We start from the raw sequence: 14,301 nt of genomic DNA, 5'->3' as shown, positions 1-14,301 counted from the left end.
GACAGCGTCCAGGCTGCCGTTACTAGAGCAGGGAGCGCACGTGAACGAGGTCGTTCCAGGTCACGAACAACATTAACATCAGCACGAGGCCGAGCCCGACCCTGAAACCGATCTCCTGGGCTCGCTCGCTCAGCGGCCGGCCGCGCAGCGCTTCGAGGGCGTAGAACATCAAATGCCCGCCGTCGAGCATCGGAACCGGCAGCAAATTCATCAAGCCGATCGAGACCGAGAGAATCGCTGCGAGGTTGATCAGGCCGAGAACGCCGCCATTGGAGGCGACCATGCCCGAGACCTGGGCGATGCGGATCGGACCCGAGAGCTGGTCGGTCGATTCCCGCCCGCTCAGCAGCTTGGAGAGGTAGTCGTAGGTGCGGTCGACGACGAACCAGGTCTCGGTGAAGCCGGTCTTGACCGATTCGAGGAAGGTGAAGTGCTGGACCGACCAATCCTCGGGCCGGCGCGAGGCCTGGACGCCGATGACGCCGATGCGCTGCTTGCCGAGCGCCGACGAGGTCTCGACGAGATCGGGCGTCACCGGAATCGTCAGCGCGCTGCCGGCGCGCTCGACCACGATCGAAAGCGTCTCGTTCGCACGGACCGAAACCTCGCGCTGCATGTCGCTGAAGCCGCGGATCTTGTTGCCGTTGATCTCGAGGACGAGGTCGCCGGAGCGCAGCCCGGCGCGCTCGGCGGCACTGCCGGCCACGACCTGCTCGACGCGCGGCGCCAGAACCGGCCGGCCGAACGTATAGACAGTGCCGGCGAAGATCAGGATCGCCAGGATGAAGTTGGCGATCGGCCCGGCCGCCACGATGGCGGCGCGCTCGCCGATCGACTGGGCCGGGAAGGTGCGCGCCCGCTGCTCGGGCGTCATCTGCTGGAACTCGGGATTGTCGACGCCGCTCGAGGTGGCATCGGCATCGCCGGAGAACTTCACGTAGCCGCCGAGCGGGATCAAGGCGAAGCGCCAGCGCGTGCCATGGCGGTCGTTGAAGCCGAAGAGCTCGCGGCCGAAGCCGATCGAGAAGGTCTTCACGTCGACGCCGCACCAGCGGCCGACCAGGAAATGGCCGAGCTCGTGCACGAAAACGACGATGGTGAGGACGAACAGAAACGGCACCAGATAGCCGAGCAGGAAGCTGCCCGCGTTCCAGATGTGCGTGACGATGTCCATAAACTTCTCCCGATCCCTGCCCCCCTAGGTGACAGCGAAGCGACCTTGCGACAAGAGCAGCCGGGCGTGGTTTCTCGCCTCATGGTCAACGGCCAGCGCCCCGGCGATATCCTCGGGCGCGGCAAGGCCGGAAGCGAGCGCTTCGCAGGTCGCCTCGACCAGTGCGGGGATGCCGGGAAAGCCGATCCGTCCGGCGAGAAAGGCCTCGACGGCGATTTCGTTGGCTGCGTTGAGGATGGCGGGTGCGGCGCCGCTGGCCGCGAGCGCCGCCAGCGCCAGTCGCAGCGCCGGGAAGCGGACGAGGTCCGGCCGCTCGAAGCTGAGCGGTGCGGTCATCGCCAAATCGAGGAAACGTGAAGCCGGCGCATCGAGCCGGCCATCGACGCCGAGGCAATGGGCTGCGGCGATGCGCATGTCCGGCACGGCCATGCCGGCGCTGACCGAGCCGTCGCGGAAGGTGACGAGCCCGTGCACGATCTGCTGGGGGTGGACCAGCACGTCGAGTTGATCGGCCTCCACCCCGAACAGGAAGCGGGCCTCGATCAGTTCGAGCCCCTTGTTCATCATGCTGGCGGAGTCGATCGTGATCTTGGCGCCCATGGCGTAGTTGGGATGGGCCAGCGCCTGCTCGGGCGTCGCCGCGGCGATGCGCTCGGCCGGCCAGGTGCGGAACGGGCCGCCGGAGGCGGTCAGCGTCATCTTGCTGACCGAGGCGATCGGCTCCGCCCCCAGCACCTGGAAGAGCGCGTTGTGCTCGGAATCGAGCGGCAGGATGCGAGCGCCGACCTGATGCGCGCGCGCCATCACCGCCGCGCCGGCGCAGACCAGGCTCTCCTTGTTGGCGAGTGCGATGACGCGGCCGGCCACGAGCGCGGCGAAGGTCGCCTCGAGCCCGGCCGCGCCCGAGATCGCACTAACGACGATATCGCTCGGCATCGCCGCCGCGTCGAGCACGGCCGAGCGCCCTGCCCCGCACTTTATACCTGTGCCCGCGAGAGCCTCGGCTAGCGCCGCGCCGCCGGCCTGATCGGCCAGGGCGGCGAAGCGCGCCCCGGTCTCGACCGCGACCCTGGCCAGCGCCGCGGCATCCCTGCCCCCGACCACGACGTCAATCTTCAGCCGCTCGGGATTCTCCGCCACGACAGCGCGAGTCGAGCGGCCGATGGAGCCGGTGGCTCCCAGAAGCGTAACCAGACGTGACATCAGTTCCAGGCCCGAGCCAGACAGAGTACCGCGCCGGCAAAGACGATGACGGCCCAATAGCCATCGAGCCTGTCCATGAAGCCACCATGACCGGGAATGAGATGCCCGGAATCCTTGGCGCCGAAGCGGCGCTTGAAGGAGGATTCGAACAGGTCCCCGGCCTGCGACAGGATCGAGGCCACGAGCGAGGCGAGTGCGACGGCGCCAAGCGAGCCCGGCGGCGTCACGCCGAAGGACGGCGCCGCCGCCCAGATCGCGACGCCGCCGAGGATTCCGGCCAAAGTGCCGCCGATGGCGCCGGACCAGGTCTTCTTCGGGCTGACCGCGGGCATCAGCTTGGGGCCGCCCAGCGCGCGCCCGGTGAAATAGGCGGCGATGTCGGTGAACCAGGTGACGGCGAAGCTCCAGAGGATCAGGCCGAGCCCGATCAGCGGCAGGTCGCGCAGCAGCGGCACGAGAATGGCGAGTGCAAGCGCATAGACCAGCCCGCAGGCGAAGAGGAGCTTGGTGTTCTGCACCAGCAGGCTGGCGATGACCGCGGTGATGCCGGCAAGCGAGGCCAGTCCGGCCAGCGCGGGCGTGGAATGTGGAGCGAGAGGGATAAGGAGGCCGGCAACCGCGACCGCCGCCCCCGCCAGGGCCGGGCGCGGGCCGGCGGTGATGACCAACCATTCATAGGCGATCAGCCCGGCGACAAGCGCCCAGACGGTGCGGAAGGGCCAGCCGCCAAGCCAGGTGATGACGAGGACGCCCGCCGCCAGCACCAGCGCCGAGGCGATGCGCAGCCTCAGTTCGCCGGGGCCGGCCGCCGGGGTGCCGGTCGCGTTGGCATTCACGCTGCGCCCACGCTGCGGTCGGTCGGCTCGGACAGGCCGCCGAAGCGGCGCTCGCGGCGGCGGTACTCGGCCAGCGCCTCTTCCAGCGCGGCGCGGTCGAAATCCGGCCAGAGCACCGGCGTGAAGACGAATTCGGCATAGGCCGCCTGCCAAAGCAGGAAATTGGAGATGCGCGTCTCGCCGGAGGTGCGGATGACCAGTTGCGGATCGGGCATCTCGGCCGTGTCGAGCCGGGCCGAGATCGCGGCCTCGTCGATCGCGTCGGGCGCGATGCGGCCGGCGGCGGCGTCAGCCGCGAGCTGGCGGGCGACGCGGGTGATCTCGTCGCGCGAACCGTAGTTGAAGGCGATCACCAGCGTCATGCCGGTATTGTCGCGCGTCATCGCCTCGGCATGCTCGACCAGCATCCGCAGGTCGGGCGCAAGGTCGCTGCGGCCGCCGATGATGCGGACGCGCACGTTGGAGGCGTCGAGCTCGGCCAGGTCCTTCTCGACGAAGCGCCGCAGCAACCCCATCAGGAAGGAGACCTCGGTCGCGGGCCGGCGCCAGTTCTCGGTCGAGAAGCTGTAGAGGGTCAGGAACTCGATGCCGAGATCGGCCGCGTTCTTGACCGTGCGGCGCAGCGCCTCGAGCCCCCGGCGATGACCCTCCTGGCGCGGGAAGCCGCGCAACTGGGCCCAGCGGCCGTTGCCGTCCATGATCACCGCGACATGGGAAGGCACTTGCGCTTGGGAAGGCACTTGCGCGTGGTCTCCCGGACGCTGGCCTGCTGACATTCTCGTGCCTCTTTCGGCGGGATGGATGCGGGAAGGCTTGCAACCTTCCGGCCAATTGCGCTCAGACGTGCAGGATTTCCTTTTCCTTCGCCGCGAGCGCCTGGTCGATCTCGGCGATGTGCTGGTCGGTGGCCTTCTGGACCTGGTCGGACTCGCGCGTCACGTCGTCCTTGGTCAGGTGGCCGTCCTTCTCGAGCTTCTTGATCAGGTCGATGCCGTCGCGGCGGACATGGCGCACCGCGATCTTGGATTCCTCGGCATATTTATGCGCGACCTTGACCATCTCCTTGCGGCGCTGCTCGTTCAGCTCGGGGATGCGGATGCGCAGCACCTGGCCCTCCGTCTGCGGGTTGAGGCCGAGGTCGGATTCGCGGATCGCCTTCTCGACGGCCGCGACCATGCTGCGGTCCCAGACCTGGACCGAGAGCAGCCGCGCCTCGGGAACGCTCACGGTAGCGAGCTGGTTGAGCGACTGACGGGCGCCATAAGCCTCGACCTGGATCGGATCGAGCATGTTGGCCGAGGCGCGGCCACTGCGCAGCGAGGCGAGGTCGCCCTTGAAGGACTGCACCGCGCCTTGCATCCGACGCTTGAGGTCGGCGAGATCGAACGTCGTCTGGGCCATCGTATTCAAGACCTTGCAAATCACCGAAAACCGGGCGCGACCATGGCGACGCCCCCCGCCACGGTCAAGGATTTCGTGCTCGGGACCGACGCTCTGACGGGTTCCTTGCCCCACAATGCGCTATCCTGCGCTCCGAAACAGCGACGATACTCCGATTCAGAGCCGGAGACACGCCATGCCGCGGCTGAACCGCATCATCGAGACGGCGCTCTATGTCGACGATCTCGACCGTGCCGGCACATTCTATGAAACCGTGCTCGACCTTCACGCCCTGCTCAGGACCAGAACCCTCACAGCCTATGATGTCGGCGGCGCGGGCGTGCTCCTGCTCTTCCGGCGCGGGGAATCGCGCCAGACGCAGAGCTTACCAAACGGAAGCATCCCCGGGCATGACGGCGCGGGGCCGATCCACATCTGTTTTGCGGTCGATGCCAAAGAGCTGGCAGCGTGGGAGGTTCGACTTGGCGAGCACGGCGTCCCGGTCGAGGGACGGATGCAATGGGAGCGCGGCGGAACGAGCCTGTATTTCCGCGACCCCGACGGGCATCTGCTGGAATTGATGACGCCGGGAAACTGGCCGGGTTACTGACCGACCAGCGCTCGTCCTGAGGAGCGCTCGCAGAGCGCGTCTCGAAGGATGAGGGCTGCAAATGGCATCCCCGAAATTCCTCAGGGCGTGACGTAGGTCGCCCTGCCCTCGCCGCGCAGCACGGCGGCGAGCGCGCCGGCCTCCGCGATCGAGAAGACGACGATGGTGAGGCCGGCATCCCGCGCCAGGGCGAACGCGGCGGTGTCCATCACCTTGAGGTCCTTCCGGATCGCCTCGGCATGGGTCAGGCTCTCGTAGCGCGTGGCGCTCGGGTCCGTCTTCGGATCGGCGGTGTAGACGCCGTCGACCTGCGTCGCCTTGAGCAACTGCTCGCAATCGAGCTCGGCCGCGCGCAGGGCCGCACCGGTATCGGTGGTGAAGTAGGGATTGCCGGTGCCGCCGCCCAGAATGACGACCTTGCCGTTGCTGAGATGGTCGAGCGCCCGGCGGCGCGCATAGCTCTCGCAGAGCGAGGGCATCGGCACGGCCGACATGGCGCGGGCCGGGGCGCCGGCGCTCTCGATCGCATGTTCGAGGGCGAGCGCGTTCATCACGGTGCCGAGCATGCCGATCGAATCGGCGCTGGGACGGTCGAGCCCCTTGGTCAGGCCCTGCAGGCCGCGGAAGAAATTGCCGCCGCCGACGACGATGGCGATCTCGACGCCCTCATGCGACGCCTTGGCGATGTCGGCCGCGAGCGCCGTCAGGGTCGCGCCGTCCAGGCCGGAACCCTGAGGTCCCGCAAGGGCTTCGCCGGAGAGCTTCACAAGGACGCGTTTGGGTCTCACCGGCTTTCTCCGTTGCTTGGGACGGGCGCGATTCGGCACCAACACTGTCTTCTTACAAAAAAGGCCGCGCGGGGCGCGGCCTTTTCGTTCAGTCATCCACGGAATAGAGCCAACGCATGATGTGGTCCGAAAACCGCTTCACACTGTCCGGCATCCGGCTTCGTCAGCCAGTCGTACCGCCGGCGGCCGCGACCTCGGCCGCGAAATCGGTCTCTTCCTTCTCGATGCCCTCGCCGAGCGCGAAGCGGACGAAGCCGGTGAGCTTGACCGGGGCGCCGACCTTGCCCTCGATCTCCTTCAGCACCTGGCCGACCGACTTCGAGCCGTCATGGATATAGGCCTGCTCAAGCAGGCAATATTCCTTGGCGTAGCTCTTCAGGCCGCTCTCGGTGATCTTCTCGAGCACGTTGGCGGGCTTGCCGGCGTTCTTCTCGGCCAGGATCGCCTTCTCGCGCTCCAGGATCGCCGGATCGACCGAAGCGAGGTCGAGCGCGACGGGGTTGGTCGCGGCGACGTGCATGGCGAGCTGGCGGCCGAGCGTGACGAGCTCATCCGAGCTGCCGGTCGATTCGAGGCCGACGATGACGCCGATCTTGCCGAGCCCGTCGGTGACCGCGCCATGGACGTACTGGCCGACGAGGCCGGACGAGACCTTGACCTCGGCGACGCGGCGCAGGGTCATGTTCTCGCCGATCGTGGCGATGGCGTTCGCGATCGCGTCGGCAACGGTGCCGCCGCCCGGGTAGTGATGCGCCGAGAGCGCCTCGACATCGCCGCCGCGCTCAAGCGCGACATCGGCGATGGTGCGGGCCAGCGCCTGGAACTCGAGGTTGCGGGCGACGAAGTCGGTCTCGGAGTTGACCTCGACCACGACGCCGCGATTGCCGGAGACCGACACGGCGACGAGGCCCTCGGCGGCGACGCGGCCGGCCTTCTTGGCGGCCTTGGCGAGGCCCTTGGTGCGCAGCCAGTCGATGGCGGCCTCGATGTCGCCGTCGACGGCGCTGAGCGCGGTCTTGCAATCCATCATGCCCGCGCCGGTCTTGTCGCGGAGTTCCTTCACCATGCCGGCGGTGATCGCTGCCATCTGTCCGTATCCTTGCTGTCCTGTGCCGGGCCTGCGCGAAGCTGGCGACCGACGGCACGTCTTTTGAATTCTCTTCACGCCTGGGCGCGATGGGGAAGCGCCGACGCTCCGTTTCCGGCCGTCGGCGCTGACTTCACTCAAACAATCGGGTTTTGCGACGCGCCGATGACGCCTCGCTTAAACCGATCAGGCCTCGGCGAGATCGCGGGCCTGGGCAACCCAACCGTCGCGCTCGATGCGGCCGGCGAGCTTGAGGTCATGGTCGACCTTGGTGATGTCGGCCGGCGACATCGCGGCAAGCTGCCAGAAATGGTAGATGCCGCCGTCGTTGAGCTTCTGCAGGAGCTCGGGGCCCATGCCGCTCAGCTTCGAGAGGTCGTCCGGGGCGCCGCGCGGCGCGGTCAGCAACTCGAAGGCCGGGCCGGCATCGCCAACCGGCTCGGCGATGGCTTCCTCGACGATCGGAGCCTCGGCGGCGCCGAGATCGATGCCGTGGTCGCCCGAGGCGCGCGAGATGCCGTCGATGGCCGAGCGGGCGACGAGATCGCAATAGAGCGCGATGGCGCGGCCGGCGTCGTCATTGGCCGGGACCGGGAAGGTGATGCCGTCGGGATCCGAGTTCGAATCGATGATGGCCGCGACCGGGATGCCGAGGCGCTGGGCCTCCTTGATCGCGAGCGCTTCCTTGTTGGTGTCGATCACGAAGATCATGTCGGGCGTGCCGCCCATGTCCTTGATGCCGCCGAGCGCCTTCTCGAGCTTGTCGCGCTCGCGCGCCAGCATCAGGCGCTCCTTCTTGGTCAGGCCGGTGCTGCCGCCGGCGAGCAGCTCGTCGACCTTGCGCAGGCGCTGGATCGAGGCCGAGATCGTCTTCCAGTTGGTCAGCATGCCGCCGAGCCAACGCGAGTTGACGTAGTACTGGGCCGAGCGCTTGGCGGCGTCAGCGACGGCGTCCTGCGCCTGGCGCTTGGTGCCGACGAAGAGCACGCGGCCGCCGCGGGCGACGGTGTCGCTGACCGCCTGCAGGGCGCGCGAGAGCATCGGCACCGACTGCGACAGGTCGAGAATGTGGATGTTGTTGCGGGTGCCGTAGATATACGGCGACATCTTCGGGTTCCAGCGATGCGACTGGTGGCCGAAATGCGCGCCGGCCTCGAGCAACTGGCGCATGGAAAAATCTGGCAGAGCCATGGTGTCTATCGTCCTTCCGGTTGAGCCTCTGGGGTGCGAATGAACGAGGCATAGGCTGCCAAGTCACCGGAACGTCTCGGAGATGAGACGATGCTCCCCATGTGGGATGGGCTGCGCCATACATGGGATGAGGCAGGAATGCAAGGCGTCGTCGCCGCAATGCCGAGCCGAATCCGGAATTGACCCAGGGACAGCGCCGGGCTCAAGCTCCGGCGAGCCGCCATGGAGGTCCGAGATGAGCTTCAGCCCCTGGCATTCCCGCCGTGACGAAGAGCCGATCAGGGTGCCGGCGATCGGGCTCGACCTGTTCGTCCGCCTGCCCGGCCCCGTCTCGGGCGGAACGCTGACCCTGATCGAGACGACCAACCAGCCCGGCTTCGGTCCGCCGCTGCATCGCCATGCCGAGACCGAGGTGTTCCGCGTCCTCACTGGGCGCTACCTGTTCGAGGTCGACGGCAAGCGCTTCCACACTGAGGCCGGCGACGTGGTCAGTGTGCCGGGCGGCACGCCGCATGCCTTCGTCAACGTCTCCGACGAGCCGGCACGGCAACTGATCCTGATCCTGCCCGGGCTCGACGCAACTGCCTTCTTCACCGGCCTCGGCGCCGTCATGAGGGACGGGGTTCCCGATCGCGAGGTGCTCAACGCCTTCGGGCAGCGCTGGGGCGTCGAGTTTCTCGGGCCGCCGCTGCGCAAGGAATAAAGGCTCCAACGCAAGCCGGCTCCTGCGTCGTCCGCAGGAGCCGGCATCATCGTTGTGCGAATCTGCCTTAAGAGCTCACTTCGGCAGCTGAGCGGCGGCCGCCTTGATCGCGTCGCCGACCGTCTTGCAGAAGGCCGCCGGCGTCGAGTTCTGCGCCTTGGCGATCGCCTCGATGTCCTGGGTCATGCCCATGGCCGCGAAGGTGCCCTTCTTGCCCTGCGCCTCGGCGGCGTCGCCACCGCTCTTGTCGGCCGGAACCGGGATGATGCCGAGCAGCTTCCTCTGGACGTCGACGACGTCAGCGCCGACGAAGCCCTTGTCGCTGCAATAACCCAGGATGCCGAGCTGGTTGCGGCCGGCCTCATAGGCGATCTTGAGCTGGTCGGGCTGCTGGGCGAAGGCGGGAGCGGCCGAAAAACCGGCAGCGAGCGCGGCGGCAAGGCCGAGCGACTTCACGGAGAATGAAGCATCGAAACGCATTGGCGTGTCCCTTTTTAAGTATCGTAGTGACGTAAGGGCATGAAAAATATGCACATTCGTCGGGGCGCTGATATCGCCGCAAGGCTGCCGAGGCAACCGGGCGGCTCCGATCAAACAGCGTTCTGCAACAGGTTCGTGTCGCCGGCCAGGCGATGTGACGGTATCGGAATGGCGGAACGCCCCGTCGATCCAGGCTCGGCCGGCTGCTCCGGGCAGGTCGAGAGCACGGCTTGCCTGCGGGCTCTGCCACCCCGGGAATCAGCCCTCGAACGGGAAGAAGACCCGCAGCCGGTGCCCGTCCGGATCGGTCGCGACGAAGGTGCGGCCGAAGTCGAGATCGGTCGGCGGCTGCAGAATGGTGAGGCCCCGCGCCAGCCAGTCGGCATGCGTCGCATCGACCGCCTCCGCGTTCGGCGCCACGGTCGCGATCTCGCCGCCGCCTCCGGCCGCCGCCGCGGCCGGCTCGACGGTGTGACGCGACCACAGGCCGAGCTTGACGCCGGAGGGCAAGGCGAACATCGCGAAGGTCGGCGACAGTTCGAGCGGCTCGGCGCCGAGCAGGTCGGCATAGAAGCGGGCGCTGGCGGCCGGGCTGTCAACATAGAGAAGGATGAAATTGGCATCGAGCATGGCGGCCTCCGTCGCGTGGGTGACCGCAGCAGGCTAGACGAAGGTCTTGCCAGGTTGCGGCAGCGTCGTCGCGGATGAAGCTCAGCCCGGCAGATCCGCGACCCGCGCCCGCCGGACGCCGCTTGCCGCCATCGCGGCCCAGGCCCGCGCCAGCGAACCATCATGGTCGATGGCGCGGCAGGCCTCCTCGACGACGAGGCTATCAAGCCCCGCCGCAGCGGCATCCTGCGCCGTCCAGCCGACACAGAAATCGGTGGCGAGGCCGACAACGACGACGCGGCTGACGCCGCGCTCCGTCAGGTAGCCGCCGAGCCCGGTCCGGGTGGTGCGATCGGCCTCCAGGAAGCCGGAATAGCTATCGACTTCGGAACGGAAGCCTTTGCGTACGACGGCTTGCGCCTGCGGCAGGTCGAGCCCGGGGTGGAACTCGGCGCCCCGCGTGCCCTGCACGCAATGCTCCGGCCAGAGCGCCTGCGCGCCATAGGGCATCGCGACCGTCTCGAACGGCGCCTTGCCCAGATGGCTGGAGGCGAAGGAAGAATGGCCGGCGGGGTGCCAATCCTGCGTCAGGACGACATTGGCGAAGCGCTGGGCGAGCGCGTTGATGACCGGCACGACCTCGTCACCACCGGCCACCGCGAGGCTGCCGCCCGGGCAGAAATCATTCTGCACGTCGACGACGATGAGAGCGGTTTGCGGATCGATCATCGCCCTCTCCCGTTTCGCAGCACCTGGACGCCGGCTCAGCGCAACTGCACGTCGATGACGCCGGGCGCCGCCCGCACTGCGTTGGCTATTTGCTGGTTGACGCCGTAGCGGCCGGGCAACTCGATCTCGACCTCCTGCGCCCCGTCGTCGAGGATCATCACCAGCGAAATCCGGCCATCGGCGCGCCCGCCATCGCCACGCGACTTGACGCGCTCGGCGATGCTGGCGAGCGCCTTGTCGTCGCGCAGATAGATCAGCAGGTCCTGCTTCTGGCGGTTGGCGAGATCGTCGAGCACCTCGACGTCTTCGATGCGCGGGCGGACGTCGTCGCCGTCGAGCACGGCGCTCAGCCGTAGCACCAGCGCCCTGCCCGGCTCGAGGAAGTCGCGATAGCGCTGCAGGCCCTCGGAGAACAGGATCGCCTCGAACTGGCCGCTCGGGTCGGAGAGCTGGACGATGCCCATCTTCGAGCCGGACTTGGTGCGCCGCTCCGACTTGTCGATGACGGAGACCGCGACCTTGGCGACCGAGGTGCCGTTGGCGCGCACGGTCTGGGCGAAATCGGCGAAGCGCTGCACGCGCAGGCGCTTCAGCACATGCTCGTACTCGTCGAGCGGATGGCCCGACAGGAAGAAGCCGACGGCATCGTGCTCGCGCCTGAGCCGCTCGGCCGGGGACCAGGGCTCGGTCGGCGGGATGCGGAAGGCCTCTTGCACCATGCCGCCGCCGAACAGCTCGGACTGGCCGCCAGCCGCCGCCTCGCGGGTGCGGTTCGACAAAGCGAGCATGCCGTCGATCGCCGCCATGGCCCGCGCCCGGTCCTTCTCCAGCATGTCGAGCGCGCCGGCCGCGATCAGCGCCTCGATCGTGCGGCGGTTGACCAGCTTGGTGTCGATGCGGCGGGCCAGATCGGCGAGGTCCTTGAACGGGCCGCCGGCATTGCGCGCGACGATGACCGATTCGACCGCGGCGCGGCCGACCCCCTTGATCGCGCCGAGCGCGTAGCGGATCGCGCCGTCGGCAACGTCGAACTCGACGCCGGAACGGTTGATCGAGGGTGGCTCGACGACGATCTTGAGCCGCTCGGCGTCGCGGCGGAATTCCGAAATCTTGTCGGTATTGCCCATGTCGAGCGTCATCGACGCCGCCAGGAACTCGACCGGGTAATTCGCCTTGAGATAGGCGGTCTGGAAGGCGACGACGGCGTAGGCCGCCGCGTGGCTCTTGTTGAAGCCGTAATCGGCGAACTTGGCCAGGAGGTCGAAGATCTCGGAGGCGATGTCCTTGGTCATGCCGCCTTCGATCGCGCCGCGCACGAAGCGGTCGCGCTGGGCGTCCATCTCGGCCTTGATCTTCTTGCCCATGGCGCGGCGCAGCAGGTCGGCCTCGCCGAGCGAATAGCCCGAGAGCGCCTGCGCCACCTGCATCACCTGCTCCTGGTAGACGATGATGCCATGCGTCTCCGAGAGGATCGGCTCCATCTTGGGGTGGAGATAGGTCGGCGCCTCCTGCCCGAGCTTGCGGCGGCAATAGCTCGGGATGTTGTCCATCGGGCCGGGACGATAGAGCGCGACGAGCGCGATCAGGTCCTCGATCCGGTCGGCCTTCATGTCGACCAGGGCGCGGCGCATGCCGGCGGATTCCACCTGGAACACGCCGACCACCTCGCCGCGCGCCAGCATCTCGTAGCTCTTGGGGTCGTCGAAGGGCAGACTCGCCAGATCGATCGCGATGCCGCGCTGGGCGATCAGCGTCACCGCCGTCGCCAGCGTGGTCAGCGTCTTCAGGCCGAGGAAGTCGAACTTCACCAGCCCGGCCTGCTCGACCCATTTCATGTTGAACTGGGTGACGCGCATGCCGGTGCGCGGGTCGACCGAGAGCGCGACGAGTTGCTCCAGCGGCCGGTCGCCGATCACCACGCCTGCGGCGTGAGTCGAAGCATGGCGGTGAAGCCCTTCCAGCTTCTGGCCAATTTCGAGGAGGCGGGCGACGATCGGCTCTTCTTCCGCGGCAGCCTGCAGCTTGGGCTCGCCCTCGATCGCGTCCTTCAGCGAGATCGGCTTGGCCGGGTTCTGCGGCACGAGCTTGGTCAGCTTGTCGACCTGGCCATAGGGCATTTCGAGCACGCGGCCAACGTCGCGCAGCACGCCGCGGGCCAGCAGCGTACCGAAGGTGATGATCTGGGCGACGCGCTGCTCGCCATAGCGGTGCTTGACGTAGTCGATCACCTCTTCGCGCCGGTTCTGGCAGAAGTCGATGTCGAAGTCCGGCATCGAGACGCGGTCGGGATTGAGGAAGCGCTCGAAGAGCAGGCCGAAGCGGAGCGGATCGACGTCGGTGATGGTCAGCGCATAGGCAACGAGCGAGCCGGCGCCGGAGCCGCGGCCGGGGCCGACCGGGATGTCGTGGTCCTTGGCCCATTTGATGAAGTCGGCGACGATGAGGAAATAGCCCGGGAACTTCATCCGGGTGATGATGGAGAGTTCGAAATCGAGCCGCTTCTCGTAGTCGTCGACCGTGTAGCCCGAAGACGGGCCGTGCTTGGCGAGCCGCGCCGCGAGGCCAGCGCGCGCCTGGGCTTCCAGTTCCTCCGCCTCGTCGCGGCCCTCCTCGCCGAAGCGCGGCAGGATCGGCTTGCGCAGGCCGACGCGCCAAGTGCAGCGCATGGCGATCTCGACGGTAGCGGAGAGCGCCTCCGGCAGGTCGGCGAAGCGGCGCTTCATCTCGGCCCTGGTGGCGAAATAATGCTCGGGCGTGACGCGGCGACGCTCGCCGTCCGAGACCAGCCTGCCCTCGGCGACCGCGAGCAGCGCGTCATGCGCGTCGAAATCGGCCGGCTTGGCGAAGAAGGGCTCGTTGGTCGCAACGATCGGCAGATCGGAATCATAGGCGAGCTTGAGCAGATGCGCCTCCAGCGCCGCCTCGCCGTCGCTGCCATGGCGCTGGAGCTCGACATAGAGCCTATCGCCGAAAATGGCGTGGAGGCTGGCGAGGCGCGCCTGCGCCTGGGCGACCTGGCCATTGCGCAGGGCGGCGTTGAGCGGCCCGCCATGGCCGCCGGTCAGCGCGATGATGCCGTCATGATGGGCGGCGAGCTTGTCCAGCGTCGATATCGGCTGGCCGGAGCCGCCGCTCGCCAGCGCCGCCTCGGTGACGAGCTTCATCAGGTTGCCGTAGCCCGCCTCGTTCATGGCGAGCAGGACGATATGGGGCACGACCTGCAGGACGGGCTTGCGCCCGCCCTCGGCCTCATCGGCGAAATCGACGGAAAGCTGCACGCCGGCGATCGGCTGCAGGCCGGAGCCCGCGAGCTTCTCGGAGAATTCCAGCGCGCCGAAGAGGTTGTTGGTGTCGGTCAGCGCCAGGGCCGGCTGGCCATCCGCCGCGGCGAGCTTGGCGATCGTCGCGACGGTCATCGCGCCTTCGAGCAGCGAATAGCTGGAATGGACGTGGAGATGGACGAACCCCACCTCGCCCAGGACGCGGCCCCGCTCGCTGCTCATGCCGCCAT

At 67.8% G+C, this 14,301-nt stretch carries 14 protein-coding genes; 2 read left to right on the top strand and 12 right to left on the bottom strand.

Annotated features, from left to right (window positions below; translation table 11 throughout):
- Nucleotides 1-22: 22 nt before the first annotated feature.
- The 5 genes from rseP to frr all read right to left on the bottom strand — a co-directional run bounded on the left by rseP (nt 23) and on the right by frr (nt 4,614).
- Nucleotides 23-1,174: an RIP metalloprotease RseP gene (gene rseP / locus DWF00_RS03665; protein ID WP_114830047.1), complete on the bottom strand. Its 1,152-nt coding sequence runs from the start codon at nt 1,172-1,174 to the stop codon at nt 23-25.
- 24 nt (nt 1,175-1,198) lie between these two features.
- Nucleotides 1,199-2,377, bottom strand: coding sequence for a 1-deoxy-D-xylulose-5-phosphate reductoisomerase (dxr, locus tag DWF00_RS03660; RefSeq protein WP_114830046.1), 1,179 nt, complete (start codon nt 2,375-2,377; stop codon nt 1,199-1,201).
- The gene (locus DWF00_RS03655) at nt 2,377-3,213 is read right to left on the bottom strand and encodes a phosphatidate cytidylyltransferase (protein ID WP_114830045.1); all 837 of its coding nucleotides are present in this window, start codon (nt 3,211-3,213) and stop codon (nt 2,377-2,379) included. The genes dxr and DWF00_RS03655 overlap by 1 nt, the downstream gene beginning before the upstream one ends.
- Entirely contained in the window at nt 3,210-3,989 is a 780-nt protein-coding gene (locus DWF00_RS03650) for an isoprenyl transferase (RefSeq protein ID WP_114830044.1), read from the bottom strand. Before DWF00_RS03650 ends, DWF00_RS03655 begins: the two co-directional genes overlap by 4 nt.
- A 61-nt stretch (nt 3,990-4,050) precedes the next feature.
- Nucleotides 4,051-4,614 (bottom strand): ribosome recycling factor, encoded by a 564-nt coding sequence (frr, locus tag DWF00_RS03645; protein WP_114830043.1) that lies wholly within the window; start codon nt 4,612-4,614, stop codon nt 4,051-4,053.
- 175 nt (nt 4,615-4,789) lie between these two features.
- On the opposite strand from frr, the gene DWF00_RS03640 reads away from it, so the two are divergent.
- Nucleotides 4,790-5,203 (top strand): VOC family protein, encoded by a 414-nt coding sequence (locus DWF00_RS03640; protein WP_114830042.1) that lies wholly within the window; start codon nt 4,790-4,792, stop codon nt 5,201-5,203.
- 80 nt (nt 5,204-5,283) lie between these two features.
- On the opposite strand, the gene pyrH is transcribed toward DWF00_RS03640, so the two are convergent.
- From pyrH to DWF00_RS03625, 3 genes are all read right to left on the bottom strand, one after another.
- On the bottom strand, nt 5,284-5,991 hold the full coding sequence (gene pyrH / locus DWF00_RS03635; protein ID WP_245973733.1) for a UMP kinase: 708 nt from the start codon (nt 5,989-5,991) through the stop codon (nt 5,284-5,286).
- Between the two features lie 163 nt (nt 5,992-6,154).
- Nucleotides 6,155-7,078, bottom strand: a complete 924-nt coding sequence (gene tsf / locus DWF00_RS03630) for a translation elongation factor Ts (protein ID WP_114830040.1) — start codon at nt 7,076-7,078, stop codon at nt 6,155-6,157.
- Nucleotides 7,079-7,264: 186 nt separating this feature from the next.
- Entirely contained in the window at nt 7,265-8,269 is a 1,005-nt protein-coding gene (locus DWF00_RS03625) for a 30S ribosomal protein S2 (RefSeq protein ID WP_114830039.1), read from the bottom strand.
- 235 nt (nt 8,270-8,504) lie between these two features.
- On the opposite strand from DWF00_RS03625, the gene DWF00_RS03620 reads away from it, so the two are divergent.
- A complete protein-coding gene (locus tag DWF00_RS03620; protein WP_114830038.1) occupies nt 8,505-8,972 on the top strand; it encodes a cupin domain-containing protein in 468 nt (155 codons plus the stop codon).
- A gap of 75 nt (nt 8,973-9,047) precedes the next feature.
- Here the strand turns inward: DWF00_RS03620 and DWF00_RS03615 are convergent, their stop codons facing one another.
- The 4 genes from DWF00_RS03615 to dnaE all read right to left on the bottom strand — a co-directional run bounded on the left by DWF00_RS03615 (nt 9,048) and on the right by dnaE (nt 14,293).
- On the bottom strand, nt 9,048-9,452 hold the full coding sequence (locus DWF00_RS03615; protein WP_181832713.1) for a pore-forming ESAT-6 family protein: 405 nt from the start codon (nt 9,450-9,452) through the stop codon (nt 9,048-9,050).
- A 258-nt stretch (nt 9,453-9,710) separates the two neighbouring features.
- The gene (locus tag DWF00_RS03610) at nt 9,711-10,082 is read right to left on the bottom strand and encodes a VOC family protein (RefSeq protein ID WP_114830037.1); all 372 of its coding nucleotides are present in this window, start codon (nt 10,080-10,082) and stop codon (nt 9,711-9,713) included.
- 81 nt (nt 10,083-10,163) lie between these two features.
- Nucleotides 10,164-10,790 carry a bifunctional nicotinamidase/pyrazinamidase gene (gene pncA, locus DWF00_RS03605; protein WP_114830036.1) on the bottom strand — a complete coding sequence of 209 codons (627 nt, stop codon included), beginning with the start codon at nt 10,788-10,790 and terminating at the stop codon, nt 10,164-10,166.
- Between the two features lie 35 nt (nt 10,791-10,825).
- Nucleotides 10,826-14,293, bottom strand: coding sequence for a DNA polymerase III subunit alpha (gene dnaE, locus DWF00_RS03600; protein WP_114830035.1), 3,468 nt, complete (start codon nt 14,291-14,293; stop codon nt 10,826-10,828).
- Nucleotides 14,294-14,301: the final 8 nt, after the last annotated feature.

It is taken from the genome of Allobosea caraganae, from assembly GCF_003351345.1.
Lineage (GTDB): Bacteria > Pseudomonadota > Alphaproteobacteria > Rhizobiales > Beijerinckiaceae > Allobosea > Allobosea caraganae.
Note: the sequence above shows the minus strand (reverse complement) of the source record. Positions and strands in the feature narration are given on the sequence as shown.

What these genes read in the sequence shown, in the direction of transcription:
- rseP (WP_114830047.1), bottom strand. Translation starts at nt 1,174, where the DNA reads ATGGACATCGTCACGCACATCTGGAACGCGGGCAGCTTCCTGCTCGGC.
- dxr (WP_114830046.1), bottom strand. Translation starts at nt 2,377, where the DNA reads ATGTCACGTCTGGTTACGCTTCTGGGAGCCACCGGCTCCATCGGCCGC.
- DWF00_RS03650 (WP_114830044.1), bottom strand. Translation starts at nt 3,989, where the DNA reads ATGTCAGCAGGCCAGCGTCCGGGAGACCACGCGCAAGTGCCTTCCCAA.
- frr (WP_114830043.1), bottom strand. Translation starts at nt 4,614, where the DNA reads ATGGCCCAGACGACGTTCGATCTCGCCGACCTCAAGCGTCGGATGCAA.
- DWF00_RS03640 (WP_114830042.1), top strand. Translation starts at nt 4,790, where the DNA reads ATGCCGCGGCTGAACCGCATCATCGAGACGGCGCTCTATGTCGACGAT.
- tsf (WP_114830040.1), bottom strand. Translation starts at nt 7,078, where the DNA reads ATGGCAGCGATCACCGCCGGCATGGTGAAGGAACTCCGCGACAAGACC.
- DWF00_RS03625 (WP_114830039.1), bottom strand. Translation starts at nt 8,269, where the DNA reads ATGGCTCTGCCAGATTTTTCCATGCGCCAGTTGCTCGAGGCCGGCGCG.
- DWF00_RS03620 (WP_114830038.1), top strand. Translation starts at nt 8,505, where the DNA reads ATGAGCTTCAGCCCCTGGCATTCCCGCCGTGACGAAGAGCCGATCAGG.
- DWF00_RS03615 (WP_181832713.1), bottom strand. Translation starts at nt 9,452, where the DNA reads ATGCGTTTCGATGCTTCATTCTCCGTGAAGTCGCTCGGCCTTGCCGCC.
- DWF00_RS03610 (WP_114830037.1), bottom strand. Translation starts at nt 10,082, where the DNA reads ATGCTCGATGCCAATTTCATCCTTCTCTATGTTGACAGCCCGGCCGCC.
- pncA (WP_114830036.1), bottom strand. Translation starts at nt 10,790, where the DNA reads ATGATCGATCCGCAAACCGCTCTCATCGTCGTCGACGTGCAGAATGAT.
- dnaE (WP_114830035.1), bottom strand. Translation starts at nt 14,293, where the DNA reads ATGAGCAGCGAGCGGGGCCGCGTCCTGGGCGAGGTGGGGTTCGTCCAT.